Consider the following 26768-nt stretch of genomic DNA (forward strand, 5'->3'; position numbering starts at 1 on the left):
AGACAAAACCGGTTCTCCCGGAAATACAGGCCGGATATAGGCGGAAATTTACCGGATTTCCAGCGCAAGACACAGAGATTCGCGCTTGCTGGCAACAGCCTGACACTGCTAGGCAGCGGCATGAATTATGATCTCCTCGTCAACGCTGTGGTCACGCTGTTTGTGACAATCGATCCGCCCGGACTGGCGCCTCTGTTTCTCGCGGTGACAACCGGCATGAATCGCACCGAGCGCCGCCAAGTTGCGTTTCGGGCAACGACGATCGCTTTCGGCGTGTTCGTAGTCTTCGCGCTGGCGGGGACGCTGATCCTCTCGCTTTTCGGTATCACCCTGCCGGCCTTCCGGGTCGCGGGCGGTCTTCTATTGTTCTGGATCGCGTTCGAGATGGTATTCGAGCGTCGTCAGGAACGCCACGAGAACACGGCTAAGCGGGCCATCACGCAGGACGAGATCCACAGCGTATCGGTATTTCCCCTGGCAATTCCCTTGCTGGCCGGTCCAGGAGCGATATCGGCCACGATCCTCTTGTCGGGGGACTTCAATGAACCGATTCAGCGCACGGCACTGATCGCAATCATCTTCGGTATAATTGTCGTGACGTACGGCGTCTTCCTGATCGCGGAACGGGTTGACGGGCTGCTTGGCGAAACCGGACGGACCGTATTGACCCGCCTGCTCGGGGTCATACTGTCGGCGCTGGCTGTCCAGTTCGTCGCCGATGGCATCAAGGCCTTGATTGAGGCGTAGACCTAGCGAAGCAACTGGAGGTCCACCGCCACCGACGCGCAACCCAACCCGTGGACGCTGTCCTGCGCCCGCAGGGTAACGGTGTCGATATTATCGGGAATGCGAACGCCATCGAGCGTCCGTATGCAGGGCTATTCGGTGACATGCGGATGCGCTAGCACGCGCTTTCCCAATATTGTGCCATCCGGTCCAACCACGTCCCATCGATCGGCATAATGATCCCAACCTTCATCGTCATGCCGTACGGTGACGTCGAAGCGCCACGAACCGCCCTCCGATAGGTGTGCCACGACGTCGGTAACGTCGGCTTCGCCGGCAAATATCTGCGTCAGTGAAATGAAGATCGCGAACAAGCTCACGACGGCGACATGGAATGCCGTCAAGTCGACCCCGTATCCCGCTCGCCCGCGCGCCATCCTTACGGTCTCTCACCCCGATATGTCCTAGAACGGAATTTCGTCGTCCATGTCGCGAACGAAATCATTGCCGCCCGACGATGGATGGGTACCTCCGCGCGATCCGCCACTCATGCGCGGCTGACCGCCACCATAAGCGCCCTCGCCTTCGCCGCGACTGTCCAGCATCTGCAGTTCGCCCCGGAAGCGTTGCAGCACCACCTCGGTCGAATATTTGTCCTGGCCATTCTGGTCTGTCCATTTGCGCGTCTGCAATTGGCCCTCGATGTAAACCTTCGAGCCCTTTTTGAGATAGCTTTCAGCCACCTTCGCGAGGTTCTCGTTGAAGATCACGACACGATGCCATTCGGTCTTTTCCCTGCGTTCGCCACTGTTCTTGTCGCGCCAGCTCTCGCTGGTGGCGACGGACAGATTAACGACAGGCTCCCCCGAGTTGAGCCTACGTATCTCTGGGTCCGCGCCCAGATTGCCGACGAGAATAACCTTGTTCACACTGCCAGCCATGACGCTGCTCACCCTTACTTGATTTTCTGCGTTTGAGTTTGACCCTAGCCAAGCGAACCCCTTCGCTCCACACTGACCCAGGATGTCCACAAGCTCTTTTTGTTCTTGTAATGTTCTAGTATGCTGCTATCGATGAAGTCAAGGATCATTTGCGAGGCGGCTGAAAGTCAGCAGAGTCCCCGCCCATCCCTCGACATCGGCCTGTCATTGCTTAAATGAAGGGACTTGGCGGACGGCCGCGGACAGAATTCATGACAGACCAGAAATACATCTCCATTCGCGGCGCGCGCGAACACAATCTCAAGAACGTCGATCTCGATCTCCCGCGTGACAAGCTGATCGTGATGACCGGTATGTCCGGATCGGGCAAGTCGTCACTGGCGTTCGACACGATCTATGCGGAAGGCCAGCGTCGTTACGTCGAAAGCCTGTCAGCCTACGCGCGTCAGTTTCTGGAAATGATGCAAAAGCCGGATGTGGACCAGATCGACGGGCTCTCGCCAGCAATTTCCATCGAGCAGAAGACCACGTCGCGCAACCCGCGCTCGACGGTCGGCACGGTCACCGAGATCTATGACTACATGCGTCTTTTGTTCGCACGCGTGGGCATCCCCTATTCGCCCGCCACCGGGCTGCCGATCGAGAGCCAGACGGTCAGCCAGATGGTCGACCGGATTCTTGCTTTCGACGAGGGAAGCCGGCTCTTTATCTTGGCGCCGATAGTGCGCGGCCGGAAGGGCGAGTACCGCAAGGAATTCGCGGAACTCATGAAGAAGGGCTTTCAACGGGTCAAGGTCGATGGCGCCTTCTACGAAATCGCAGATGTTCCGGCCCTCGACAAGAAATACAAGCACGACATCGACGTCGTGGTCGACCGTGTCGTGGTGCGCGATGATATCGCGGCACGCTTGGCCGATAGTCTCGAAACTGCGCTGAGGCTTGCCGACGGTCTGGCGGTCGCGGAGTTTGCTGACAAGCCCCTCTCGGCAGATGAGACCGGGCCCGATGCCGTCAACAGATCGAAGAACGATACGCACGAGCGCGTCGTGTTTTCTGAAAAATTCGCCTGCCCGGTATCGGGCTTCACGATCCCCGAGATCGAGCCGCGGTTGTTCTCGTTCAACAATCCCTTCGGTGCCTGTCCAGCTTGCGATGGGCTGGGCGTGCAGAAGACGATCGACCGTAATCTGGTCGTGCCGGACCGGTCGGCAGCGGTGCATGACGGCGCCATAGCCCCTTGGTCGAAATCGAGTTCTCCCTATTACCGCCAGACGCTCGACGCGCTCGGCAAGGCGTACGGCTTTAAGCTGACGGACAAGTGGTCGACGCTTCCTGACCAAGCCCGCGAAGCGATCCTTTACGGCACCGGGTCGAGGCAGATCGATTTCGTCTATGATGACGGGCTGCGCTCCTACAAGACGACCAAGACGTTCGAGGGCGTCATCCCCAATCTCGAGCGCCGGTGGAAGGAAACCGACTCATCCTGGGCCCGCGAGGAAATCGAGCGCTACATGTCAGCCACGCCTTGCGAGGCCTGCAGCGGCCATCGTCTTAAGCCGGAAGCGCTTGCCGTGAAGATCGGCGGCAAGCACATTTCGCAGGTCACGCAGTTTTCGATCCGAAATGCGGCCAAATGGTTCGACGAGATCGAAGGCGCCTTTACCGAACAGCAATCGGAAATTGCCTATCGCATCCTCAAGGAAATACGCGAACGCTTGCGCTTTCTTAATGATGTGGGTCTCGATTATCTCACGCTTTCACGCAATTCCGGTACGCTTTCGGGCGGCGAAAGCCAGCGCATACGGCTCGCCTCGCAGATCGGTTCGGGACTCACCGGCGTTCTCTATGTACTCGACGAACCGTCCATCGGGCTGCATCAGCGGGACAATGCCCGCCTGCTGGAGACACTTCGTCATTTGCGCGATCTTGGCAACACGGTGATCGTTGTCGAGCATGACGAGGACGCGATCCTGACGGCCGATCACGTGGTCGATATCGGTCCGCATGCGGGCGTCCATGGCGGGCGGATTATCGCATCCGGAACCCCCGGCGATGTTATGGACAACCCGGCTTCACTGACGGGACAGTATCTTTCCGGCGTGCAGGCGATACCCGTCCCTGCCGAGCGTCGAACGGTGAAGAAGGGCCGGGCGATCAAGGTGACGGGGGCTCGGGGCAATAATCTCCAGAATGTGACATCCTCGATTCCGCTCGGCACGTTCACCTGCGTGACCGGTGTTTCCGGAGGGGGAAAATCCACCTTCCTGATTGAAACCCTTTACAAGGCCGCCGCCAGGCGCATCAACGGCGCCCGCGAGATACCGGCCGAGCATGACAACATCGAGGGACTCGAAAATCTCGACAAGGTGATCGACATTGACCAGTCGCCCATAGGCCGCACCCCGCGGTCCAATCCGGCGACCTATACCGGCGCTTTCACACCGATTCGCGACTGGTTCGCGCAATTGCCGGAAGCTAAGGCGCGCGGATACCAGCCGGGCCGATTCTCGTTCAACGTCAAAGGCGGCCGCTGCGAGGCATGTCAGGGCGACGGTGTCATCAAGATCGAGATGCACTTTCTGCCCGACGTTTACGTGACCTGCGATGTATGCCACGGGAAGCGCTACAACCGCGAAACCCTTGAGGTCCACTTCAAGGGCAAGTCGATCTCGGACGTTCTCGACATGACAGTCGAGGAAGGGGTCGATTTCTTTTCCGCCGTTCCGGCCGTACGCGACAAGCTTGTGACGCTCGATCGCGTCGGCCTCGGCTACATCAAGATCGGACAGCAGGCTACGACCTTGTCGGGCGGCGAGGCGCAACGCGTGAAGCTCGCTAAGGAACTGTCGCGCCGCGCAACCGGCCGCACGCTCTACATTCTCGACGAGCCTACGACCGGCCTGCATTTTCATGATGTTGCCAAGCTTCTGGAAGTCCTGCACCAGCTTGTCGATACCGGCAACACCGTTGTGGTGATCGAGCACAACCTCGAAGTCATCAAGACTGCCGACTGGATCATAGATCTGGGTCCCGAAGGCGGCGATGGTGGCGGCGAAATCGTGGCCGAGGGCCGGCCGGAGGATGTGGTGGAGGAGCCGCGCTCCTACACCGGGCATTTCCTGCGCGAACTCCTTGAGCGGCGGCCACAAAAGCGCGCCGAAGCGGCAGCGTAAGCAGCCGCGAGGGGTGAGACCCCCCTCTAATGGACGCACCGTCTGCTGCATTATTTGCCATCTCAGCCGACAAGAACGAGCGCGCCATATCCTGGAATTGACGCTGATCAAGGACATTTCCTGCGCCCCGCCGCACATTTCCGGCCATCGTGAATTTCAGGAAGTTTGAGGAGCGAGTCATGGCTGAACCACGAAAATCCAATGTCCCCTCCATGTGGTCTTCTGCAGGTATGTTCGAGGATTTCCGCAAGGAAATGGATGGTCTCATCAACGGCTTCTTCGGCAGCGGACGGCAGTTTCCGGAGCGGGAAAAGCTTTGGGCGAACCTGCCGGCAGGCGTGATGAGCCCGGCCATCGACGTCAGCGAGAACGACGAGACGATAAAGTTGACTGCTGAACTGCCGGGCCTCGCCGAAGAGGATGTGGATCTGACGGTGCGCGACGGCGTCCTGACGATTCGCGGGGAGAAAAAACACGAACTTGACGAGGAAAAAGACAACGTTCACGTGACGGAGCGTGCTTATGGCTCGTTCCAGCGATCCATGCCGGTGCCTGACCGGGTGAAGGTCGACGACATCAATGCCCGCTTCGACAAGGGCGTGCTGATTGTGACCATGCCCAAGAAGGCGGAGGCTGTCACCTCCCCGCGAAAGATCGCAATCGATAAGTGACCCGCCGCATCGTATAAATCTCCGAAATGCGTTCTCGCAAGTTTGGAGGCAGGATGTCGGAGCAGATTGGCGCCATCCGCGCAGGAATGGGCGGATGGACTTTCGAACCGTGGAACAAAGCGTTCTATCCGAACGGCCTGCCGAAGAAACGGCAACTCGAATATGCCAGTCGGCAGGTGCCGGCGATAGAGATCAATGGCACCTACTACCGAACCCAAAAGCCGGCCACGTTTGCCGGGTGGGCCGCGGCCGTGCCCGAAGACTTTGTCTTCACGCTCAAGGGCACACGCTTCATCACCAATCGTCGCATATTGGGCGAAGCAGCCGAATCTATGGAGAAGTTCATTACGTCCGGGATCGCGGAACTCGGCGAGCGGCTCGGGCCGATCCTTTGGCAGTTTGCTCCGACAAAGGCGTTCGATCCGGATGACTTCCGCGCGTTCCTGGAATTGCTTCCCGCTTCGGAAGCCGGTGTGAGGCTGCGGCACGCTGTCGAGGTCCGTCATCCGTCATTCGCTGTCCCCGAATTCATCGAACTGGCAGAAAGGTACGGCGCCGGGATCGTCAATGCAGATCACGAAACCTATCCCGCAATCCCCGATATAACCGCCGATTTCCTGTATTGCCGCTTGCAGAACGGCCGCGACGAGGTCGAGACGGGATATCCGAAACAAGACCTCGAAGCTTGGGCAGGCCGCGCCGTCGCTTGGGCCAAGGGGCGCCAGCCTGACGATCTCCCGCTGATCGCACAGGATCGCGATCCGAAAGTGCTTCCGCGCGACGTCTTTGTCTTCTTTATCCGCAGCGGAAAGGTCCGCGCGCCTCTTGCCGCCCAGACTTTCATGAAAGTCGTTACGCAGCCCGCCAACTAGAAATTCGCGTGAATGGCCGAAGGACGTCGACCAGATCCTCGGCCACCGCATGGCCGCCCGCCGCCCTCCCGGCTTCGCCATGCACCCACACGGCGGCGCAGGCTGCTTCCCAAAGCGGCATACCCTGACAAACGAATCCGGCAACCAGCCCCGCCAGGACATCCCCCGAACCGGCCGTTGCCAGTGAGGGAGTGCCGTTGACGTTGATCGCTGCGCATCCATCCGGCGAAGCAATCACCGTATCGGATCCCTTGTAAACGACGACCGCACTGGACCTCTCGGCAGCCTTCAGTGCCTTGCCCAGCTTCGACAACTGCCCATTATCGGCGAGATCGGGAAATAGCCTTGCGAACTCACCCGCATGCGGTGTGAGGATCAGACGGCTCTGCCCCGGCTTGCGCGCCGCTTCGAACAGTTCGGAAGGCGCATCCGAGAAAGCGGTGATGCCGTCGGCGTCCAGAACGAGCACGGGAGGTTCTCCGAGAACACCGAGCGCGAGCCGCCGCGCTCTGCCTTCATTCCCGAAGCCGGGGCCGAGCACGCAAGCTCCGCACCGTTTCAATCGCAGCAGTTCGTCGAGGCCGTCGTCATGCGAGGTCTCGCGCAGCATGATTGACGTCACATGCGCCGCATGGATATCGAGCGCAGCAGCATCGCCGAGAATCGTCACTGCGCCTGCGCCTGCCCGCTGAGCCGCCATCGCAGAGAGCCGCGCAGCGCCCGTGGCATACCGCGGGCCGGAGAAGACCGCGACATGCCCGCGGGAATATTTGTGCTGATCTTCCTTGGCGCGCGGAAACGTTTTCTGCCACAGGTCTGGTCCGTTTTCGAAAAGCATTGGCTTTTCGATATCGAAAAACCGACTTGGTATCCCGATATCGGCTATCGTGATGGCTCCACACAGATTGCGGCCGGGAAGCAGCAGATGGCCTGGCTTCTTTCGGAAGAATGTCACCGTCTCGTCAGCCCCTACCGCACCGCCGAGATTGATGCCGCTGTCCCCGTTGACGCCGCTAGGCAAGTCGACTGCGATGATACGGCACCGTGCCGCCACAGCTTTCTCCAAGGCCTTGATCGCCACGTCTGGAAGGCGGCGCGTCAGACCTGCCCCGAATAGCGCGTCGATTACCACATCACCGTCTTCCGGCGTGAAATCAGCGACCGGTCGGAAACGTGCGGAACAGGCGGCCTTGGCAAGAGCGGCATCGCTTTCTGGCCGGGGTTCCCCAAGCGACCATACCCTCACATCGCATCCGACTTCCTTCAACAAGCGTGCAGCCGCAAAGCCGTCGCCACCATTGTTTCCTGGTCCACATAACACGTGGACGACCCGGACCCCGGGAAAACGGGCGAGCGTCACGTCGCACACCGCCGTCGCCGCATTTTCCATCAGTCGGATTCCCGTCTGTCCGCCATGTCGAATCGCCCAGTTATCGGCCTGTCCCATGTGGCCACAGGTCAGCACTGCTATTCGGTGAGGAACGGGTTCGCGCTGGTTTGACATTCAACTTCCACCATGCCCATTTTATAATCAGACTGCATAAATAGTTGGCAGAAACCTATGAACCGGCGCCCAGTTTAGTGGGTCTATCCAGTTGGGCGCATGCCAGATTGTTCGCGGAAGGGACGGTTGTCCATCGCCGCCGCTCACATTGGTCATCTGGCACGCCATCTGCTTGTATTCGTCCGACAAATCCGTGGAGGCACGCCTATACATGAAAAAGATCGAAGCGATCATCAAACCATTCAAGCTCGACGAAGTGAAGGAAGCGCTGCAGGAGGTGGGCCTTCAGGGCATCACCGTAACCGAAGCCAAGGGCTTCGGTCGTCAAAAAGGCCATACAGAACTCTATCGCGGCGCCGAGTATGTTGTCGACTTTTTGCCCAAGGTGAAGGTGGAGGTCGTGGTCGGTGACGAAATGGTGGAAGCAGCGCTGGATGCAATTCGCAACGCCGCCCAGACCGGGCGTATCGGAGACGGCAAGATTTTTGTTTCCAGCATCGAGGAAGTGATACGCATCCGAACCGGTGAGACCGGTGCCGAAGCTATCTGATTTTCCTCCTATCCCCATCCATTTTTGACGGTTTACTGAAAAGGGAAGACCCATGAGTGCCAATGACATTTTGAAAAACATCAAGGATAACGAGGTCAAGTTCGTCGATCTGCGATTTACCGACCCGCGCGGCAAGCTTCAGCACGTGACAATGGACACCTCCGTGGTGGACGAGGACATGTTCGCCGACGGCGTGATGTTCGACGGCTCCTCGATCGCCGGCTGGAAGGCAATCAACGAATCCGACATGACCCTGATGCCCGACACCGAGACAGCTCATATGGACCCGTTTTACGCGCAGTCCACCATGGCGATCTTCTGTGACATTCTCGATCCAGTCTCCGGTGAGGGATATAACCGCGATCCCCGCGTTACCGCCAAGCGCGCCGAGGCGTTCGTCAAATCCGGCGGATTTGGAGACACCGCCTATTTCGGTCCTGAACCCGAGTTCTTCATATTCGACGACGTCCGCTTCTCCACTGACATGTATAATACCGGCTTTCAGGTCGATTCGGTCGAATTGCCCACCAATAACAATGCCGAATACGAAACCGGCAACCTCGGTCACCGTCCACGCGTCAAGGGCGGCTACTTTCCTGTGAACCCGGTGGACAGCGCGCAGGATATTCGCTCCGAAATGCTGACCGTGCTTGGCGAAATGGGCGTTAAGATCGAGAAGCACCATCACGAAGTGGCGGCTGCCCAGCATGAGCTTTCGATGCTCTTCAACACGCTGACTCGCAAGGCGGACGAAGTGCAGCTCTATAAATACGTGGTTCACAACGTGGCCCACGCCTACGGCAAGAGCGCGACTTTCATGCCGAAGCCCGTTTATGGCGACAACGGCACCGGCATGCACGTCCACCAGTCGGTTTGGTCAGACGGCAAGCCGACCTTTGCTGGTGACGGCTATGCTGGCCTGTCGGAGACTTGCCTTTATTATATCGGCGGCATCATCAAGCACGCCAAGGCCCTCAACGCGTTCACCAACCCGTCCACAAACTCTTACAAGCGCTTGGTTCCGGGTTTCGAAGCACCGGTTCTGCTCGCATATTCGGCTCGCAACCGATCGGCGTCGTGCCGCATCCCGTTCTCTAATTCGCCCAAGGGCAAGCGCGTGGAGATTCGCTTCCCCGATCCGATGGCGAACCCGTATCTTTCGTTTGCCGCAATGTTGATGGCGGGCCTGGACGGCGTGAAGAACAAAATCCATCCCGGTGATCCGATGGACAAGGACCTTTATGACCTGCCGGCAGAGGAACTGGCCGGCATCCCGACAGTTTGCGGCTCCCTGCGTGAAGCAATCGAAGCGGTTCGCGAAGACAACGATTTTCTCAAGGCGGGCGGTGTTTTCGACGACGATCAGATCGAGGCGTATCTCGAACTGAAAGAAGAAGAAAACATCCGCTTCGAGCACACCCCGCATCCAGTCGAATACGACATGTATTATTCGCTCTGATCCGTCGGCTGGCGGAACCTTCGAAACGGCGGCCCATGGGCCGCCGTTTTGCTTTCTGAACGGAGAATTTGCGTTGAGGTCGTTTACATCGCTGGCATGATCCCTATCTTTCAGGAAACCTCCGCGCCACGCTCGCGGGCGACCATTGGGCATTGGTCGAAGGGCCGCCCAGAACCTTCCCAGATACAAGAGAATTTTGATGTCCGAAGCACAACACGGCGACACCGTGCATATTCACTACACCGGCAAACTGTCCGACGGCACGGTGTTCGACACCTCAGAAGGCCGCGAGCCCCTCAAATTCGAACTGGGAGCTGGGCAAGTAATTCCCGGTCTCGACAAGGCGATGCGTGGCATGGAGGTCGGCGCGACGAAAACAGTAACCATCGAAGTTGACGAAGCGTATGGTCCGCATCACGAGGAAGGCGTGCATGTCGTGGAGCGCAGTTCCTTGCCGCCGGAGGTCGAAACGCAGCCCGGAACGCAACTCCAGGCGTCGTCGCCGGACGGAAACGTCATCAATCTGACGGTAGTCGCGGCGGATGACAAAACAGTCACGATGGACGCCAACCACCCTCTGGCAGGCAAAGACCTGACATTCGATATCAAGTTGGTCGCGGTCAGCTGATGTAAACCTCCTCCCCTTGCTCCTTTCCTGATGATTTGCAACACAGGGAGGAGCTTTGTGGGAGACAGGATCATCGCAGCGCTTTCGTTCTTCGGTGCGGCCGGCACGGTAACCGGCTCCTGCTCCATGCTGGAGCTCCCGAATGCCCGATTCCTCGTCGATTGCGGTATGTTCCAGGGCAACAAGACCGTCAGGGAACTCAACGACAAGCCCTTTCCATTCGACCCGGCCGCGGTCGACTTTCTTATTCTCACCCACGCACATATCGACCATTCAGGGTTATTGCCGAAGCTGGTCAAACACGGCTTTTCAGGCCCAATCTACGCGACGCCGCCGACCGCTGACCTTTTGGCGTTCATGCTTCTCGATTCCGCCAAGATCCAGAAATCGAACGCAGAGCGTCTGAACCGAAAGCGTCAACGCAAGGGCGAGGCGCCAATTGAGCCCACATACACCGAGAAACACGCGCACCAGACCTTGGGTCTTCTGACGCCCAAGGGATACGATTTTTGGTTCGAACCGAAGCCGGGCGTCCATGCGCGGTTCTGGAACGCCGGTCATATGCTCGGCTCCGCTTCAGTTGAGATCCGTTGTCCCGACCACGAGGACGGCGCAACGATGCGTCTGATGTTCTCCGGCGATCTCGGCCCGGAAGAGAAGGTTTTTCACCCGGAGCCAAACGCGGAGGCCGGCTTCGATTACATCGTCTGTGAGAGCACATATGGTGATCGTGATCGCGATGACTATACGCTCGAGACACGCCGGGAGATGCTCCGCAAGGAACTGGTGCGCGGCCTTTCCGGCGGCGGGAACGTGGTTATCCCGGCATTCGCTGTGGAGCGCAGCCAGGAATTGCTGCACGATATCGGCGTCCTGCTGGCACAGGGAGACATCCCGCATACGCGGGTCTTCCTGGATTCACCTCTTGCCAAGGCCGTCACCGAGATTTTCATCAAGTATGCCCACACCCTAGACGATGTGGAGCTGGACGAGCGGGAACTGTTCCGCGATCCACGATTTCATCTCGTCCAGGATGTCGAGGAAAGCAAGGGAATCAACCAGATAACAGGGGGCGCAATCATCATCTCGGCCAGTGGCATGGCCGATGCCGGGCGCATTCAGCACCACATCAAGAACAACATCTGGCGATCGAACGCGACCATATTGTTCGTCGGGTACCAGGCACCGGGCACCCTCGGCCATTACATCACCAGCGGGGAGCCGGTGGTGCGCATCCATGGGCGCGAATATGCCGTCAAAGCCGAGATACGACAGCTTGGCAACTATTCCGCCCATGCGGACCAGGGCGAATTGCTTGAATGGGTAATGGAGCGCGCTCCCGTCGCCGGAAAGCTCTTTCTCAACCATGGCGATGACGACGCCCGCGAGGAGATGGCCCGCCTGTTGATCGATCGGGGGATCGACCCGGAAAAAATTGTGCTGCCACAAATGGACGAGACCTTCGAAATTGTCGCCAGGGACGCAAAATCGAAAGGCCGCCTACCCGAACGTATACCCCGCAACGAGCTCCTCACTGACTGGAACAACGATTATGCGGCGTTCCTCGTTGCGCTCACGCAGCGACTGCACGACGCCGAAAGCGACGAGCAGCGGCGAAGGCTCATATCGAAACTTCAGCAAGCGCTTTGACAGAACGTCGCTGAGATCGCTCACGCCGGGTCTTCCGCACTGGTTTCGTCGAAACCCAGAAGATTCCAGCTCTGCACCATATGCGGGGGTAGCGGCGCCGTTACATTGATAACCCCGCCATCGAGATGCGGAATCACTATCCGGCGGGCATGAAGATGAAGCTTTTTCTGGATTCCGCCCGGAAAATCCCAATTTGGATCGTCATCGAAATATTTCGGATCGCCGATGATCGGGCATCCGAGCGAGAGCGCATGGACGCGCAACTGATGCGTGCGGCCGGTATAGGGCTCCATTTCCAGCCATGACATCTGCTGGCCCGCCGTCTCGACCACGCGATAATCCGAGATCGCGTGATCGGCATCCGGTTCGCCATGCGCCACAGCGCGCATTTTGTCGCCGTCGGACGTCTGCTCTTTCACCAGCCACGACGAAACACGACCTTCGCGCTTTTTGGGAACACCTTTTACGAGCGCCCAGTAGGTCTTCTTCGTGTCGCGCTCGCGAAAGGATGCGGTTAGTTTCTGTGCCGCGCCGCGGGTCCGCGCCACGACGAGAATCCCTGACGTGTCGCGGTCAATGCGGTGCACCAGCCTCGGTTTTTCGCCCTTCTGGTTGCGCATTGCTTCGAGCATGCCGTCAACGTGGCGGACGAGGCCGGATCCGCCCTGAACGGCGAGCCCGGCGGGCTTGTTGAGCACGATGACCTTCTTGTCCTCGAACAGGATCATCTTGCGCAGCACATCCAGATCGGGCAGGTGACGCATGGTGTTCGCTGTGATGGGTCTGCTGTCGGGCTTCGCACTGGTCGCCTGCGGCGGGATCCGGATCGTCTGCCCTGCCTCGAGGCGGGTATCGGACTTTACCCGGCCGCCATCGACCCGAACCTGTCCGGTTCGCAGCAACTTCTGAACGGCGCCAAATCCGAGGTCTGGATAGTGGACCTTGAACCACCGGTCGACGCGCATTCCTGCCTCGTCTCCCTCAACCGTTACCTGCTCGACGTTCCTTTTACGTTCGCTTGCCTCACTCATGCGGCCCGTACCATCGTCAGCCCAGCGAACAGGGCGAGGATCGAGAGCGAGACGCTTGCCGCGAGATATGCCACGCCGGTCCATTGCTCGCCGCGCTCCCACAAGGATGCGAAATCGAGAGAAAATGCTGAAAAAGTGGTGAATCCGCCCAACACGCCGGTTGCCAGGAAGCTGCGGACTTCCATCGACGTTCCGGTTCTTCTGGCCAGTCCCGCGATCAGCAGTCCCATCGCGAACGAGCCGGCGATATTCACGAACAGCGTTCCCCAAGGAAAATTCGGACCGCCGATCCGCAACGCGACCAGGTTTGCAAGATGGCGGGCTGACGCGCCGATTGCGCCGCCGAGCGCGACAAGGAGCAGATGTGACATCGCCACTCCCTACTCCATGGATTCAGGCCGCGAAACCCCCGTCAGATCTTTCCGGCCAGGACCGGTGCCTGTTCCACGAATTCGATCGCGAACGCGTCGAGCTTCGGCCAGGCGGTGAATTCGTAGTCGCGGCTCGTGTCGGTCGGGCCGCCTTCCTTTGCCGATATGCGCTTCAACATCCAGCGCCGGAAGAAGTCATACTCGGTGTATTTGAGAGCTCCCGCAGCGTGATGGATCGAAACCGGCCACCATCCCGTCTCATTGCTGAATGCCTCGACCATATCGCCAATCTCGTCCAGTTCGGAAGGATCGTCGGAAATCGCCGACAAGGACACCGAGATAAAGGCGCCTGGACGCGCCATGAGGGTCTTGGCGGCACCTTTGATGATTCGGCGCAACGTCGACGGAAAAGTCCCGGCATGGACCGGAGCGGCAACAATCACCGCGTCGAACGTATCGGCGGCGGGGACGTCTTGCGATACCGTTGCATCGATCGCGCTCACGCGATGCCCCTCGCCTTCCAGCGTTGCCTTCAGATGGTCGCCGATCTTTCGGGTCTGGCCTTCGATCGTTGCGTATATGATGAGCACATTCATGGTCGCCTCCGATGTGGAGGCATGCTGCCGCGTCGCGCGCATTCAAACCTTGATGCTGGTCAAATGCAGACAGCGTCATTCACGAAGCCGCGCCCGCTTTCCTGCCGCCGAGCATCGTCCAGTTCTTGTAAAACAACGACTTCATCTGCTCGGCGATGGCCGAAACCCCGGACAACAGAAATGACAGGAAACCCGGAACCGGCGAAGGGCGCACCACGTCCATGAACACGTTATAGCGGCGCGCATCGACCTCATTGACCGAGCGGTGGAACAGCGTGTCGTCGAAGATGAACAGCGGATCGTCGCGCCACAGATGCTTTCGGCCGTTGCACTCGATGAAAACCCGGTCGGAATCGGCGGGCATCAAATTCAGCAGAACCCGTAACGACAGCCGCAAAGGTCCGTAGTGCCAGGTTGTCGATTCCTTGCCACTGAATACCGAAACCGCAATCGTCTTCACATATTTGAAGTCGCGGTTGAACTCCGCAACGTTATCGACGTGCTGTTTGCCATACCACCGGTAGACATACATGCCGCGCCGCCCCTCCCCGAATTCACGATCGATATCGGCGATGATTTCATCCTTGCGGGCGCGAAACGTATCGAGCACATGTTCGATCTCGGCACGGTAGGCGGCCGGAAAATCATCCAGAGTGTAAAGACCCGGATTTCGATACGAAAGGAGATCCGCCAGAAGGTTGAACGGTGCCAGCAGCCAGGTGAGGATGCCGTTTCCAAGAAAGTAACGGCTAAACATGAGGCCGGTCTTTCCCTTGTTGCGCATGACATCGATGATCCCGGCGACAAGCCAAATCACGCTGAGAACAGGAATGAAATAGAACAACAGCGCAAAGACTGGAACGGCGATTGCGACGCGGCGAATCGCCTTTTTGGTAGATCGTTTCATCGGATATCCGTTGTCAGCCGGGGGATTTCTGCCTCTCCTGGCGCAAGGCGGACCAGTACTCGAGACGCCTGCGGATGTCACGTTCAAATCCCCGTTCAACCGGCTCGTAGTATGTCTGTCGCCCGAGCTCTTCAGGAAAGTAGTCCTGCCCCGAAAAAGCATCAGGCTGGTCATGATCGTAGCGGTACCCCGAACCATACCCCTCGGCCGACATCAGCTTGGTCGGCGCGTTCAGAATGTGCTTCGGCGGAAGGAGCGATCCGTTTTCCTTCGCCGACCGCATCGCCGCCTTGAACGCCGTGTAGGCGGCGTTCGACTTTGGTGCGGTTGCCAGATAGAGACACGCTTGGGCAAGCGCCAGTTCCCCCTCCGGCGAGCCCAGATAATCATATGCGTCCTTCGCGGCCAAAGCGATAGTCAGCGCCTGCGGGTCGGCGATGCCAATTTCTTCGCTTGCCATGCGCACCAGACGCCGGCCGATGTAGAGCGGGTCTTCCCCCGCGTCGAACATCCTGCAGAGATAGTAGAGCGCCGCGTCAGGATCCGAGCCACGCACGGACTTGTGCAGGGCGGAGATCAGGTTGAAGTGCCCATCCTGACTCTTGTCGTAGATCGGAGCCCGCCGCTGCAGAATTGCGCGTAAGCCCTCTTCATCGAGCGTCTCACCCGTTTTCGCGGCACGAAAAACCTCCTCGGCAAGCGTAAGGACCGCGCGGCCGTCCCCGTCAGCCATCATGATCAGGAGGGACCGCGCATCGGCGGTGATTGGAAGCGCACGTCCCATCATGGTCTCCGCGCGGCCGAGCAGCAGCGCAAGATCATCGGCCTCCAGGCGGCGCAGCGTCAGCACCCGCGCGCGCGAAAGGAGAGCGGCATTGAGTTCGAAGGAAGGGTTTTCAGTCGTCGCCCCCACGAGGATGATCGTTCCGTCCTCGACGACTGGCAAAAACGAATCCTGCTGCGCACGGTTGAAACGGTGGATCTCGTCCACGAACAGCAGCGTGCGCACGCCGTTGCCGAGACGTAGGCGCGCCGCCTCAAATACCTTCTTCAAATCTGGGACGCCGCTGAAGATCGCCGATATCTGTTCGAAATGAAGCCCCGTCGAGCCGGCCAAGAGCCGAGCAATCGTGGTCTTTCCTGTTCCGGGCGGTCCCCAGAAGATGATGTTGCCGAGGCTGCCGGCCGCAATCATCCGCGTCAGTGCTCCGTCCCTGCCGGTCAGATGTTCCTGACCGACAACGTCATCAAGTGCGCGGGGCCTCAGCCGGTCGGCCAGCGGCCGACTGTCATTTTCGGTCGGCGCGGTGGGAACGGCTGGTGCAAAAAGATCCGCCATCGAGGCCCCTAACCGCGAAAGAACTGGCGGATCATGGCGCCTCCGCGATTGATCTCGAAGCTCCACGAGCGACCACCGTTCCGGGTAACATCGATGACGTCCTCGACCGCCCCCAGTTCTCTACGGTTGATGCGGAGCAGTACGTCGCCCGGCCGGAAGCCGGCACGCGCGGCCGGGGATCCGCGCAACACCTCTGTTACGATCACGCCATTCCCCCGATATCGGATACGCAGGCGATCGAGGATACGCGGCGAAATGTCCGCAATAGTTGAACCTGCGAGCGGGCTCCGCCCGGAAATTTCAACTTCGCGCCCCCCAGATGCCCTCCCGGCACGCTCCAGCAGAATATCGACCGCGACGCGGCGCCCGCCCGACAGCAACACCAGCGTCACGGTCTTGCCCGGTCCGGCCGTGGCCAGCCGATAGCCGAGCGCATCGGGATGTTCGATCATCTGTCCATCCATGCTCAAAATGACATCGCCCGGCCTGAGACCGGCTCTCGCGGCTGGGCTATCGCGGTCGACTTCCGTGACGATCGCACCAAGCGGCCGTTTCATACCGAGGCTCTCGGCAATCGACGGCGTAACCAGATCGAATGTCGCGCCTAGATACGGCCTCTCGAACGCATCCGCGCCGCCTCGCGCCTGGTCGATGACGGCGCGTACCATGTTCGAAGGAATTGCGAAGCCGATACCGTTTGAGCCGCCCGAGCGGGTATAGATCGCAGTGTTGATACCAATCAGCCGGCCGGACATGTCAATCAGCGCGCCGCCCGAATTACCGGGATTGATTGCGGCATCCGTTTGGATGAAGAAGCCGAAATCCGAGATCCCGACGCGCGTACGCGCAAGTGCCGAGACAATTCCCGAGGTGATCGTCTGCCCCACTCCAAACGGATTGCCGATCGCAAGCACGAGATCACCGGTTTCGACTGCGTCCGAATTCGCCAATTCCAGCGCCGGCAGGGTGCGCCGGGCGTTGATACGGAGAACCGCCAGGTCCGAACGCTCGTCGCGGAGCACTACCTCGCTGGGGAATTCCTCGCCGCTGGCCAGCGCCACCTTGATCTCGTCCGCGTCCCCGATCACATGCGTGTTGGTGACGATCAGACCGGAAGAATCGATGATAACGCCGGACCCGAGAGAAGACTCCATGCGCGGCCGCGACGGCCCGGTAAACCCGCGTCCGAAGAACTGCTCGAAAAACGGATCGCCTTCGAAGGGCGACCGCTGCTGTTGTACACGACGGGCGGCGTAGACGTTGACGACCGAGGGCGCCGTCGTTTTGACGAGCGGCGCGAACGACAACTGCATTTCGTCTCGTCCCAGCGGAACACGTCGTCCGATGTTCCCGCCAGCCGCCGGTCCGTCCGTCCTGCCCTTCTGGTCAGCCTTCCCGTTGAACAGATCGAGCAGGATGTCGCCGATAGCATCACCTGCGTCCTGCGCCCGCGCGGGTGCACCTGCGATGCCGGCCAGCAGGAAAATGACGAAGACAAGACGCACGACCCTGACAAAAAACATTATGGACATTTCCTTGATCGTCCCGAATTCGCGTCACCATAACGAAAAAAAGGGGCCGCAAAAGGCCCCTTCACAGATCGTCCGTTTCGGACTGATTTAGGCTGCTTCTTCCTCGGCAACCTGATCTTCCGCTTCAATGCGGGCGCGGTCGGCAGCGCCTTTCGCATCGACGTCACGGTCGACGAACTCGATCACAGCCATGGGGGCATTGTCGCCATGCCTGAACCCGGCCTTCATGATCCGCAGGTAACCGCCATTGCGATCCGCGTACCGGGTCGCGATGGCGTCGAAGAGCTTGCGGACCTGCTTTTCGTCGCGGATCGCGGAAATCGCCTGGCGGCGTGCGTGAAGATCGCCGCGCTTTCCAAGCGTCACGAGCTTTTCGACAACGGGACGCAGTTCCTTAGCCTTCGGCAGCGTCGTGACGATCTGCTCGTGTTCGATCAGGGACGCCGCCATGTTCGCGAACATGGCTTTGCGGTGGCTGGCAGTGCGGTTCAGCTTGCGGCCTGATTTTCCGTGGCGCATGAGCCTTCTCCTTGGAGGTTATGCCGGTTAGCCGGCGATCAGTAGTGATCCTCGTAGCGCTTCGCGAGGTCTTCGATGTTTTCCGGCGGCCAGGCCGGCACTTCCATGCCGAGATGGAGACCCATGGACGCGAGCACTTCCTTGATTTCGTTCAGCGATTTACGACCGAAATTCGGTGTGCGCAGCATCTCGCCTTCCGTCTTCTGGATCAGGTCGCCAATGTAGACGATGTTGTCGTTCTTCAGGCAGTTCGCCGAGCGGACCGACAATTCCAGTTCGTCGACCTTCTTGAGAAGCGCCGGGTTGAAGGCAAGTTCCTGGACCTGCTCTTCCTGGACTTCTTTCTGAGGCTCTTCGAAGTTCACGAAGACGCCCAGCTGATCCTGAAGGATGCGCGCTGCGAATGCGATTGCATCCTCTCCGGTAACCGCACCATTCGTATCGATGGTCATTGTCAGCTTGTCGTAGTCGAGGACCTGGCCTTCGCGGGTGTTCTCGACCTTGTAGGACACCTTGCGAACCGGCGAATAGAGACTGTCCACCGGAATAAGACCGATCGGCGCGTCTTCGGCGCGATTGCGGTCGGCCGGAACGTAGCCCTTGCCGTTGTCGACGGTGAATTCCATGCGGATTTCGGCGCCTTCATCGAGCGTGCAGATCGTATGCTCCGGGTTCAGGATTTCAACGTCGCCCACCGTCTGGATATCGCCGGCGGTAACGACGCCCGGTCCCTGCTTGCGCACGACCATGCGCTTCGGCCCGTCGCCCTCCATGCGGATAGCGATTTCCTTGATGTTGAGAACAATGTCGGTGACATCTTCGCGGACGCCGGCGATCGACGAGAATTCATGCAGCACGCCATCGATCTGGACCGCCGTCACGGCCGCCCCGCGCAGGGACGACAGCAGAACGCGGCGCAGCGCGTTGCCGAGCGTCAGACCAAAGCCACGCTCGAGCGGCTCGGCGACGAGCGAAATCTTGTTCGCGCCGGACTGCTTGAACTCGACCTTTTTCGGCTTAATCAGTTCTTGCCAGTTCTTGTGTATCACGAGGTACCCTCAGCTTCCTTGCCACCATCCAATCGTGGCAACAGACTGAACTTGGGCGATGCAGGATCGGCAGCGCCCCCCAAAAAAATGTTAGACCCGGCGCTTCTTGCGCGGACGGCAGCCATTGTGCGGGATCGGCGTCACGTCACGGATCGACGTGATTGTGAACCCTGCGGCCTGCAGCGCGCGAAGTGCCGACTCGCGGCCCGAACCCGGACCGCTGACTTCGACCTCCAGCGACCGCATGCCGTGCTCCTGCGCCTTCTTGGCACAATCCTCGGCTGCCACCTGGGCGGCGAACGGCGTCGACTTGCGCGATCCCTTGAAGCCCTGCATCCCGGCAGACGACCAGGCAATCGTGTTGCCCTGCGCGTCGGTAATGGTGATCATGGTGTTGTTGAACGTCGAACTGACATGCGCCACGCCCGACGAGATGTTCTTGCGCTCACGACGGCGAACGCGTCCGGCATCTTTTGCCATCTTATTCCTTTCGATCTCTGCACCGCCGTAATTCCAGCGGCTACACCTGGGAGCGACCTGACGCGGTGGATACACCGCGTCGCCGCGTCAATTACTTCTTCTTGCCGGCAATCGCCTTCGCGGGTCCCTTGCGGGTGCGGGCGTTGGTGTGGGTCCGCTGACCACGAACCGGAAGGTTACGGCGATGGCGCAAACCACGATAGCAGCCAAGGTCCATCAGCCGCTTGATGTTCATCGAGACTTCGCGGCGCAGATCGCCTTCGACCTGATAGTCGCGGTCGATTGACTCGCGAATTCCTAGCACTTCGGCGTCGGTCAGTTCGTGTACGCGACGCTCTGCGGGGATATTGTTCTTCTCGACGATTTCCTGCGCGTACTTAGCGCCGATACCGTGAATGTATTGAAGCGCGATCACAACGCGCTTTCCAGTCGGCAGGTTAACACCGGCAATACGTGCCATCTTCTTCTCCATTTGGACCGGATACCCCGGTACGTTGTTTAGCCCGCGTCCGGTGGAGGCCGGCCCTTGCGGGTCTTCCATTCAAGCGGCAGCGCCCCAATTGGGGTCGACCGACCTAGGATTCAAGGAAGATGCGCCGCTATAATCTTGAGTCTCGAGCCTGTCAACCGCGTACAAGTAAAATTGCGCTGCGGCTGAGGTAAGCGGGCGCCTCGGCTCCATCAGATAGCGTCCAGGAGCTCATCTATCGCCTCAGCGACTTCGTCGATCGATTGTAGGCCATCGACGCTTTTGAGCATTCCTTTTGCGTAATAATACCCGATCAGCGGTGAGGTTTCCTTGTAGTAGGCCTGCAGGCGCGTCCATACCTTGTCGGGCTGATCGTCTGCGCGACGCTTGAACTCCGTCGCTTCGCAGCTGTCGCAGACTCCATCCTTTTCCGGCTTCCGCAGCGTATCGTGATACACCGCCCCGCACGCGGCACAGCTGTACCGGCCCGAAATCCGATCGACCAGGACATCATCGTCCACCTGCAGCTCGATCACGACATCGAGCGACAACCCCTTGGCGGCGAGCATCTCCTCGACCGCATCCGCCTGGACGAGGGTTCGCGGATAACCATCGAGGATGAAACCATTGGCGCAATCGTCCTGATCGATGCGCTCGGAGACGATCGCGTTGACGATGTCGTCCGAGACCAGCTTGCCGGCGTTCATCACCGCCTCAGCGCGGCGGCCCACTTCCGTACCCGATTTGACGGCTGCCCGCAGCATGTCGCCCGTGGACAGCTGGGGTATGCCGTATTTCGTGACGAGACGCTGCGCCTGTGTTCCCTTGCCGGCCCCCGGCGGTCCAAGAAGGATAAGTCTCATCGGCCGCGTCTTCCCCCACGCAATTTCGATTTCTTGATCAGCCCCTCATACTGGTGCGCGATCAGATGTCCCTGGATCTGCGCGACCGTATCGAGCGTCACGCTCACGACAATGAGCAACGACGTTCCGCCGAGATAGAACGGCACGCCGGCCGACGCTATTAGAAATTCGGGTAAGAGACAGACGAGCACAAGATAGATCGCGCCGACCACGGTGATCCGGGTCAGGACGTAATCAATGTATTCAGCTGTGCGCTGACCCGGACGAATGCCCGGAATGAAGCCCGAATGCTTCTTCAGATTGTCCGCCGTGTCCTGCGGATTGAAGACGATCGCAGTGTAGAAAAATGCGAAGAATGCGATCATCGCGGCATAGAAGAGCATGTAGAGCGGTTGGCCATGCCCCAGCGCTGCAAGCACGGTCGTCGCCCAGTCCGGCAGGGTTGTCGTGTCGGAGAAACCGGCAAGCGTTGCAGGCAGCAACAGGAGCGACGACGCGAAGATCGGCGGGATGACGCCGGCGGTGTTCAGCTTCAGCGGCAGATGCGAGGTATCGCCCTGGAACATCCGGTTTCCGACTTGACGTTTCGGATACTGAATCAGAAGACGCCGCTGCGCGCGCTCGACAAACACGATCACGGAGATCACCACGATCGCCAGGACCAGAATGGCGATGATCAGGCCGGTCGACATGGCGCCGGTGCGTCCAAGCTCGAGTGTTCCCCCGACAGCGGCCGGGAGGCCGGCGACGATGCCCGAGAAGATGATGAGTGAGATACCGTTGCCAATTCCGCGCGCCGTGATCTGTTCGCCGAGCCACATCAGGAACATTGTGCCGCCCACCAGCGTCACGACGGTGGACAAGCGGAAGAACCAGCCTGGATCCGTCACGATGCCGCTACCGCCTTCCAGCCCGACAGCGATGCCGTACGCCTGGAGCGTCGCCAGAAGAACCGTGCCATAGCGGGTGTACTGGTTGATGACCTTGCGGCCCTGCTCGCCCTCTTTCTTCAACTGCTCGAGCGTCGGGATGACAGACGTCATCAGCTGAATGGCGATCGAGGCCGAAATGTAGGGCATGATGCCGAGCGCAAAGATCGCCATGCGCTCCACGGCGCCACCGGCGAACATGTTGAACATGCCGAGAATGCCGCCCGACTGGTTGGCGAACGCCTGGGCGAAGGCATTCATGTCGAGGCCAGGAAGTGGAATGTAGGTGCCGAGCCGGTACACAAGCAGCGCACCGAGCGTGAACCAGATGCGTTTCTTCAGCTCTTCCGCCTTGGCAAAAGCGCCAAAATTCAGGTTTGCTGCAAGCTGTTCTGCTGCCGAGGCCATGAAGGGTGTCTCCGGTTTCGACTGGGCCGGTTCTCTGCCGGATCGCTCCCGGACCGGTCAACGCATTTCACTGCGGAGATAAGCGCCGTGCCGGAGAGACGCAAGCTAAGAAGCTGAGAATTGAAAAATGGCGGCGGGACGACCCCGCCGCCGTGATCTTCGATTATTCCGAAGCGGACTTTGCCGTCGGGACCGTCACCGATCCGCCGGCCTTCTCGATCTTCTCGACGGCCGACTTCGAGGCTCCGGCGACTTCGAGCGAAAGCTTCGCCTTGACATCGCCATCGGCCAGAACCCGCACACCGTCCTTGACCCGGCGGATCACGCCGGCAGCAGCAAGAGCGGCTGCATCGATAGTCTTCTTGGCGTCCAGCTTCTTGGCGTCGATCGCGGCCTGGATACGACCGACGGAAACGACGTTGAAGTCCTTGGCGAAGATGTTGTTGAAGCCACGCTTCGGAAGACGCCGGTAGATCGGCATCTGACCGCCTTCATAGCCGTTGATCGAGACGCCCGAACGGGACTTCTGTCCCTTGACGCCACGGCCACCCGTCTTGCCCTTGCCGGAGCCGATGCCGCGGCCAACCCGCTTGCGGGAATGGCGGGCACCTTCATTGTCGCGAAGTTCGTTCAAATTCATGATTCTATCTCCCGCCTATCAAGCCTCGTCGACGACGCGAACGAGATGCTGCACTTTGCGGATCATGCCACGCACGGAAGGGGTATCTTCCAGCGTGCGGCGGCGATGAAGCTTGTTGAGGCCCAGGCCGATCAGGGTCTTCTTCTGTTCGGCAGGCCGGCGAATGGGGCTGCCGATCTGTTCGACGGTGATCGATGCGCCCTTCTTCTTGTCAGCCATCAGTCAGTTTCCTTCCAGTGGCCCCTGTCCTTTCCGGTGAAAGGATGCGGGGGCTCGATCGAATTATTCGTCTGCACCGATCAGTTCGCGACGGCGCGACTGGAGGGTGGAGTACTTCAACCCACGCTGGGCCGCGACGTCCTTCGGATGCATCTGGTGCTTCAGGGCATCGAAAGTCGCGCGAACCATGTTGTACGGATTCGACGTGCCAAGCGACTTGGCGACCACATCCTGAACGCCGAGCGTCTCGAATACAGCGCGCATCGGGCCGCCTGCAATGATTCCGGTACCGGCCTCTGCCGCGCGAAGGAGAACCTTGCCCGCGCCATGACGCCCTTCGACGTCGTGATGTAGCGTACGGCCCGAACGCAGCGGCACGAAGATCATGTCGCGCTTGGCGGATTCGGTCGCCTTGCGAATGGCTTCCGGCACTTCGCGTGCCTTGCCATGTCCAAAGCCGACCCGCCCCTTCTGGTCGCCTACGACGACGAGTGCCGCGAAACCGAAGCGGCGTCCGCCCTTCACGACTTTCGCCACGCGGTTGATGTGAACGAGCTTGTCTACGAACTCGCTATCACCCTCATCGCGCGGATTTCGGTCGCGTCCGCGACCACCACGATCATGTTGTGCCATTTCCTTATCCTTCGTTTTTTTCCGGAAGCACGGGGGTTGATGATTAGAAAGTCAGACCTGCTTCACGTGCAGCGTCGGCAAGCGCCTTGACGCGGCCGTGGAAGATGTAGGCCCCACGGTCGAAAACGACCTCCTTCACGCCTGCCTTCACGGCACGCTCAGCGACTAGCTTGCCGACAGCAGCCGCCGCTTCCGCGTCAGCGCCAGTCTTGAGCGAGCCCTTAAGATCGCCATCGAGCGTCGACGCTGCCGCAAGGGTGCGACCGGCGGTATCGTCGATGACCTGCGCATAGATGTTCTTGGAAGAACGGTGCACCGAAAGCCGCGGACGGCCATTCGCGGCCTTCTTGAGCTGACGGCGGACGCGCTGCGCACGGCGCGTAATCGATTGCTTGGACGTAGCCATGGCCCGCTTTCCTTACTTCTTCTTGCCTTCTTTGCGGACGATGGTCTCTTCCGCATATTTGACGCCTTTCCCCTTGTAGGGTTCCGGCGGACGGTATTCGCGGATTTCCGCCGCGACCTGGCCAAGCTTCTGCTTGTCGATGCCATTCAGAACAATCTCGGTCGGCTTGGGGCAAGCCGCGGAAATACCTTCCGGAACCTGGTAGACGACTTCGTGACTGTAACCGAGCGAGAGCTGGATGTTCTTACCCTGCATGGCTGCGCGATAGCCGACGCCATTGATCTCGAGTTTGCGCTCGAAACCGTTCTTTACGCCTTCCATGATGTTGCTGATCATGGTGCGCGACATGCCCCATTTCGAGCGCGCGTCCTTGGACTGGTCGCGCGGCTGAACGGAGACGCCGCCCTCTTCCATCGATACCAGAACTTCGTCATTGACGACGTAGTTCAGCTCACCCTTGGGGCCTTTTGCCGTGACGGTCTGCCCATCCACGCTGGCGGTTACGCCCTCGGGAATTGCGACCGGTCTTTTGCCAATACGAGACATTTTTCAACCTGTCCGTTTACTGGGTTCATCGCCTGTGAGCCGCATCAGAAGATGCGGCACAGGAGCTCCCCGCCAATGTTCTTTTCACGCGCTTCATGATCCGCCATCACGCCCTGTGGCGTGGAGAGGATCGAAATACCGAGACCGTTCGCCACATGCGGGATCGACTTAACGCCCACATACACGCGACGGCCAGGTTTCGAAACGCGCTCGATCGTACGAATGACCGGAGCCCCGTCGAAATATTTGAGCTCGATTTCGAACTCCGCCTTACCGGTCGAGAATTCGACCTGCGAATAGTCGCGGATATATCCTTCGCTCTTCAGAACGTCGAGCACTCGGCCACGAAGTTTCGACGCCGGCGTTGAAACCCGGTCCTTCGAACGGTGAACGCCGTTGCGGATGCGAGTCAGCATATCGCCAAGAGGATCTGACATGGACATCTTTCTTTCCCCTTACCAGCTGGACTTTACGACGCCGGGAACACGGCCCAGCGAACCAAGTTCGCGAAGCGCGATACGCGACATTCTTAGTTTGCGGTAGTAACCGCGCGGACGGCCCGAAACCTCGCAGCGATTGCGAATCCGCACCTTCGCGGAATTGCGCGGGAGCTCGGCCAGCTTCAGAGTGGCCTTGAAGCGCTCCTCGATCGGCTTGGACCGGTCCATGACGATTGCCTTAAGTTCGGACCGTTTGGCTGAATACTGGCTCGCCAACTTGCGGCGGCGTTTGTTCTTTTCGACTGCGCTGACTTTAGCCATGCGTAATAAATCCTTCTAACGCTTGCCGTTACTGGCGGAACGGAAAATTGAAAGCCTTGAGCAACGCCCGGGCCTCGTCATCCGTCTTCGCAGTCGTACAAACGATGATGTCCATTCCCCAGATCTCGTCGACCTTGTCGTAATTGATCTCGGGGAACACGATATGCTCCTTCAGGCCCATGGCGAAGTTGCCGCGTCCATCGAAGCTCTTCGGGTTCAGGCCGCGAAAGTCGCGAACGCGCGGCAGCGCGATGTTGACCAGGCGATCCATGAACTCGTACATGCGCGCGCCACGAAGCGTGACCTTCGTGCCGATCGGCATTTCTTCACGCACCTTGAAGCCGGCGATCGAATTGCGGGCGCGCGTGACCACGGCCTTCTGGCCGGTGATCAAGGTCAGGTCTTCCGCCGCCGACGCGGGCTTCTTGGAATCGGCGGTCGCCTCACCGATGCCCATGTTCACCACAATCTTGGTGACGCGCGGAATTTCCATTTCGTTCGAATAGCCGAAATCCTCAAGCATCTGCTTGCGAACGGTCTCGTTGTATTGCGTCTTGAGCCGCGGCTCGTATTTTGCTTCAGCCATCGATCACTTCTCCGGAGCGTTTGGAAAAGCGGACCTTCTTGTCGCCTTCCATGCGGAAACCGACGCGGGTCGGCTTGGAATCCTTGGGGTCGAGCAGGGCAAGGTTCGACAGGTCGATCGACGCCTCTTTCGAGACGATGCCGCCTTCCTGGTTCGCCGACTGCCGCTGGTGGCGTTTCACCACATTGACACCAGCGACGAACGCACGGTTGTCCTTGGGCAGAACACGGGTGACTGTGCCCTGGCGGCCCTTGTCCTTGCCGGTGAGCACGACGACTTCGTCGCCTTTGCGGATCTTCTGCATCGTGTC

Annotated in this window: 32 protein-coding genes; 8 read left to right on the forward strand and 24 right to left on the reverse strand. The window is 59.5% G+C overall.

Annotated elements, in window-relative coordinates:
* Nucleotides 1-120 precede the first annotated feature (120 nt).
* Nucleotides 121-747 (forward strand): MarC family protein, encoded by a 627-nt coding sequence (locus LC298_RS13055; protein ID WP_131570014.1) that lies wholly within the window; start codon nt 121-123, stop codon nt 745-747.
* Between the two features lie 131 nt (nt 748-878).
* Here LC298_RS13055 and LC298_RS13060 read toward each other — a convergent pair whose 3' ends face one another.
* Together LC298_RS13060 and ssb are read right to left on the reverse strand one after the other, a co-directional pair.
* Nucleotides 879-1130 carry a hypothetical protein gene (locus LC298_RS13060; RefSeq protein ID WP_223385662.1) on the reverse strand — a complete coding sequence of 84 codons (252 nt, stop codon included), beginning with the start codon at nt 1128-1130 and terminating at the stop codon, nt 879-881.
* A 60-nt stretch (nt 1131-1190) separates the two neighbouring features.
* A complete protein-coding gene (gene ssb, locus LC298_RS13065; RefSeq protein WP_131570012.1) occupies nt 1191-1667 on the reverse strand; it encodes a single-stranded DNA-binding protein in 477 nt (158 codons plus the stop codon).
* Nucleotides 1668-1918: 251 nt separating this feature from the next.
* On the opposite strand from ssb, the gene uvrA reads away from it, so the two are divergent.
* The 3 genes from uvrA (at nt 1919) to LC298_RS13080 (ending at nt 6383) form a co-directional block, all read left to right on the forward strand.
* Nucleotides 1919-4840: an excinuclease ABC subunit UvrA gene (gene uvrA / locus LC298_RS13070; RefSeq protein WP_131570010.1), complete on the forward strand. Its 2922-nt coding sequence runs from the start codon at nt 1919-1921 to the stop codon at nt 4838-4840.
* Nucleotides 4841-5019: 179 nt separating this feature from the next.
* Nucleotides 5020-5511, forward strand: a complete 492-nt coding sequence (locus LC298_RS13075) for an Hsp20/alpha crystallin family protein (RefSeq protein WP_131570008.1) — start codon at nt 5020-5022, stop codon at nt 5509-5511.
* A 53-nt stretch (nt 5512-5564) separates the two neighbouring features.
* Nucleotides 5565-6383, forward strand: a complete 819-nt coding sequence (locus LC298_RS13080; RefSeq protein ID WP_131570006.1) for a DUF72 domain-containing protein — start codon at nt 5565-5567, stop codon at nt 6381-6383.
* Here the strand turns inward: LC298_RS13080 and LC298_RS13085 are convergent.
* Complete coding sequence (locus LC298_RS13085; RefSeq protein WP_131570004.1) at nt 6364-7887, reverse strand: NAD(P)H-hydrate dehydratase; 1524 nt, start codon at nt 7885-7887, stop codon at nt 6364-6366. The genes LC298_RS13080 and LC298_RS13085 overlap by 20 nt on opposite strands.
* 211 nt (nt 7888-8098) lie before the next feature.
* On the opposite strand from LC298_RS13085, the gene LC298_RS13090 reads away from it, so the two are divergent.
* The 4 genes from LC298_RS13090 to LC298_RS13105 all read left to right on the forward strand — a co-directional run bounded on the left by LC298_RS13090 (nt 8099) and on the right by LC298_RS13105 (nt 12174).
* On the forward strand, nt 8099-8437 hold the full coding sequence (locus LC298_RS13090) for a P-II family nitrogen regulator (protein WP_131570002.1): 339 nt from the start codon (nt 8099-8101) through the stop codon (nt 8435-8437).
* Between the two features lie 52 nt (nt 8438-8489).
* Nucleotides 8490-9896, forward strand: coding sequence for a type I glutamate--ammonia ligase (gene glnA / locus LC298_RS13095; RefSeq protein WP_131570000.1), 1407 nt, complete (start codon nt 8490-8492; stop codon nt 9894-9896).
* Between the two features lie 199 nt (nt 9897-10095).
* Nucleotides 10096-10524, forward strand: a complete 429-nt coding sequence (locus LC298_RS13100) for an FKBP-type peptidyl-prolyl cis-trans isomerase (RefSeq protein WP_131569998.1) — start codon at nt 10096-10098, stop codon at nt 10522-10524.
* Nucleotides 10525-10581: 57 nt separating this feature from the next.
* Complete coding sequence (locus LC298_RS13105) at nt 10582-12174, forward strand: MBL fold metallo-hydrolase RNA specificity domain-containing protein (RefSeq protein WP_223385663.1); 1593 nt, start codon at nt 10582-10584, stop codon at nt 12172-12174.
* A gap of 20 nt (nt 12175-12194) precedes the next feature.
* On the opposite strand, the gene LC298_RS13110 is transcribed toward LC298_RS13105, so the two are convergent.
* The 21 genes from LC298_RS13110 to rplX form a co-directional block, all read right to left on the reverse strand.
* On the reverse strand, nt 12195-13205 hold the full coding sequence (locus LC298_RS13110; RefSeq protein ID WP_131569994.1) for an RluA family pseudouridine synthase: 1011 nt from the start codon (nt 13203-13205) through the stop codon (nt 12195-12197).
* Nucleotides 13202-13576, reverse strand: coding sequence for a fluoride efflux transporter CrcB (gene crcB / locus LC298_RS13115; protein WP_131569992.1), 375 nt, complete (start codon nt 13574-13576; stop codon nt 13202-13204). The genes LC298_RS13110 and crcB overlap by 4 nt, the downstream gene beginning before the upstream one ends.
* Nucleotides 13577-13617: 41 nt before the next feature.
* Nucleotides 13618-14172: a flavodoxin domain-containing protein gene (locus LC298_RS13120; RefSeq protein ID WP_158284786.1), complete on the reverse strand. Its 555-nt coding sequence runs from the start codon at nt 14170-14172 to the stop codon at nt 13618-13620.
* A 79-nt stretch (nt 14173-14251) separates the two neighbouring features.
* Nucleotides 14252-15079 (reverse strand): aspartyl/asparaginyl beta-hydroxylase domain-containing protein, encoded by an 828-nt coding sequence (locus tag LC298_RS13125; protein WP_131569988.1) that lies wholly within the window; start codon nt 15077-15079, stop codon nt 14252-14254.
* Nucleotides 15080-15092: 13 nt separating this feature from the next.
* Nucleotides 15093-16418, reverse strand: a complete 1326-nt coding sequence (locus tag LC298_RS13130; protein ID WP_131569986.1) for a replication-associated recombination protein A — start codon at nt 16416-16418, stop codon at nt 15093-15095.
* Nucleotides 16419-16426: 8 nt separating this feature from the next.
* Nucleotides 16427-17941, reverse strand: coding sequence for a DegQ family serine endoprotease (locus LC298_RS13135; RefSeq protein WP_223385664.1), 1515 nt, complete (start codon nt 17939-17941; stop codon nt 16427-16429).
* Between the two features lie 96 nt (nt 17942-18037).
* A complete protein-coding gene (gene rplQ, locus LC298_RS13140) occupies nt 18038-18469 on the reverse strand; it encodes a 50S ribosomal protein L17 (protein WP_131569982.1) in 432 nt (143 codons plus the stop codon).
* A gap of 38 nt (nt 18470-18507) precedes the next feature.
* Nucleotides 18508-19518 (reverse strand): DNA-directed RNA polymerase subunit alpha, encoded by a 1011-nt coding sequence (locus LC298_RS13145; protein WP_131569980.1) that lies wholly within the window; start codon nt 19516-19518, stop codon nt 18508-18510.
* A gap of 90 nt (nt 19519-19608) precedes the next feature.
* Nucleotides 19609-19998, reverse strand: coding sequence for a 30S ribosomal protein S11 (rpsK, locus tag LC298_RS13150; RefSeq protein WP_131569978.1), 390 nt, complete (start codon nt 19996-19998; stop codon nt 19609-19611).
* A gap of 91 nt (nt 19999-20089) precedes the next feature.
* A complete protein-coding gene (gene rpsM, locus LC298_RS13155; RefSeq protein ID WP_131569976.1) occupies nt 20090-20458 on the reverse strand; it encodes a 30S ribosomal protein S13 in 369 nt (122 codons plus the stop codon).
* Nucleotides 20459-20679: 221 nt separating this feature from the next.
* Nucleotides 20680-21330 (reverse strand): adenylate kinase, encoded by a 651-nt coding sequence (locus LC298_RS13160; RefSeq protein ID WP_131569974.1) that lies wholly within the window; start codon nt 21328-21330, stop codon nt 20680-20682.
* Nucleotides 21327-22667, reverse strand: a complete 1341-nt coding sequence (secY, locus tag LC298_RS13165; protein ID WP_131569972.1) for a preprotein translocase subunit SecY — start codon at nt 22665-22667, stop codon at nt 21327-21329. The genes LC298_RS13160 and secY overlap by 4 nt, the downstream gene beginning before the upstream one ends.
* A 163-nt stretch (nt 22668-22830) precedes the next feature.
* Nucleotides 22831-23307, reverse strand: coding sequence for a 50S ribosomal protein L15 (rplO, locus tag LC298_RS13170; RefSeq protein ID WP_131569970.1), 477 nt, complete (start codon nt 23305-23307; stop codon nt 22831-22833).
* Between the two features lie 18 nt (nt 23308-23325).
* On the reverse strand, nt 23326-23526 hold the full coding sequence (gene rpmD, locus LC298_RS13175; protein WP_131569968.1) for a 50S ribosomal protein L30: 201 nt from the start codon (nt 23524-23526) through the stop codon (nt 23326-23328).
* A gap of 63 nt (nt 23527-23589) precedes the next feature.
* On the reverse strand, nt 23590-24159 hold the full coding sequence (gene rpsE, locus LC298_RS13180) for a 30S ribosomal protein S5 (RefSeq protein WP_131569966.1): 570 nt from the start codon (nt 24157-24159) through the stop codon (nt 23590-23592).
* A 43-nt stretch (nt 24160-24202) separates the two neighbouring features.
* Complete coding sequence (gene rplR, locus LC298_RS13185; protein ID WP_131569964.1) at nt 24203-24565, reverse strand: 50S ribosomal protein L18; 363 nt, start codon at nt 24563-24565, stop codon at nt 24203-24205.
* 12 nt (nt 24566-24577) lie between these two features.
* Nucleotides 24578-25111, reverse strand: coding sequence for a 50S ribosomal protein L6 (gene rplF, locus LC298_RS13190; protein ID WP_131569962.1), 534 nt, complete (start codon nt 25109-25111; stop codon nt 24578-24580).
* 44 nt (nt 25112-25155) lie between these two features.
* Nucleotides 25156-25554, reverse strand: a complete 399-nt coding sequence (gene rpsH / locus LC298_RS13195; RefSeq protein WP_131569960.1) for a 30S ribosomal protein S8 — start codon at nt 25552-25554, stop codon at nt 25156-25158.
* A gap of 12 nt (nt 25555-25566) precedes the next feature.
* Complete coding sequence (rpsN, locus tag LC298_RS13200; RefSeq protein ID WP_131569958.1) at nt 25567-25872, reverse strand: 30S ribosomal protein S14; 306 nt, start codon at nt 25870-25872, stop codon at nt 25567-25569.
* Nucleotides 25873-25900: 28 nt separating this feature from the next.
* A complete protein-coding gene (gene rplE, locus LC298_RS13205) occupies nt 25901-26458 on the reverse strand; it encodes a 50S ribosomal protein L5 (protein ID WP_131569956.1) in 558 nt (185 codons plus the stop codon).
* Nucleotides 26451-26762: a 50S ribosomal protein L24 gene (rplX, locus tag LC298_RS13210; protein ID WP_131569954.1), complete on the reverse strand. Its 312-nt coding sequence runs from the start codon at nt 26760-26762 to the stop codon at nt 26451-26453. The genes rplE and rplX overlap by 8 nt, the downstream gene beginning before the upstream one ends.
* Nucleotides 26763-26768 lie beyond the last annotated feature (6 nt).

It is taken from the genome of Oricola cellulosilytica, assembly GCF_019966575.1.
In the GTDB taxonomy this organism is placed as follows: Bacteria; Pseudomonadota; Alphaproteobacteria; order Rhizobiales; family Rhizobiaceae; genus Oricola; species Oricola cellulosilytica.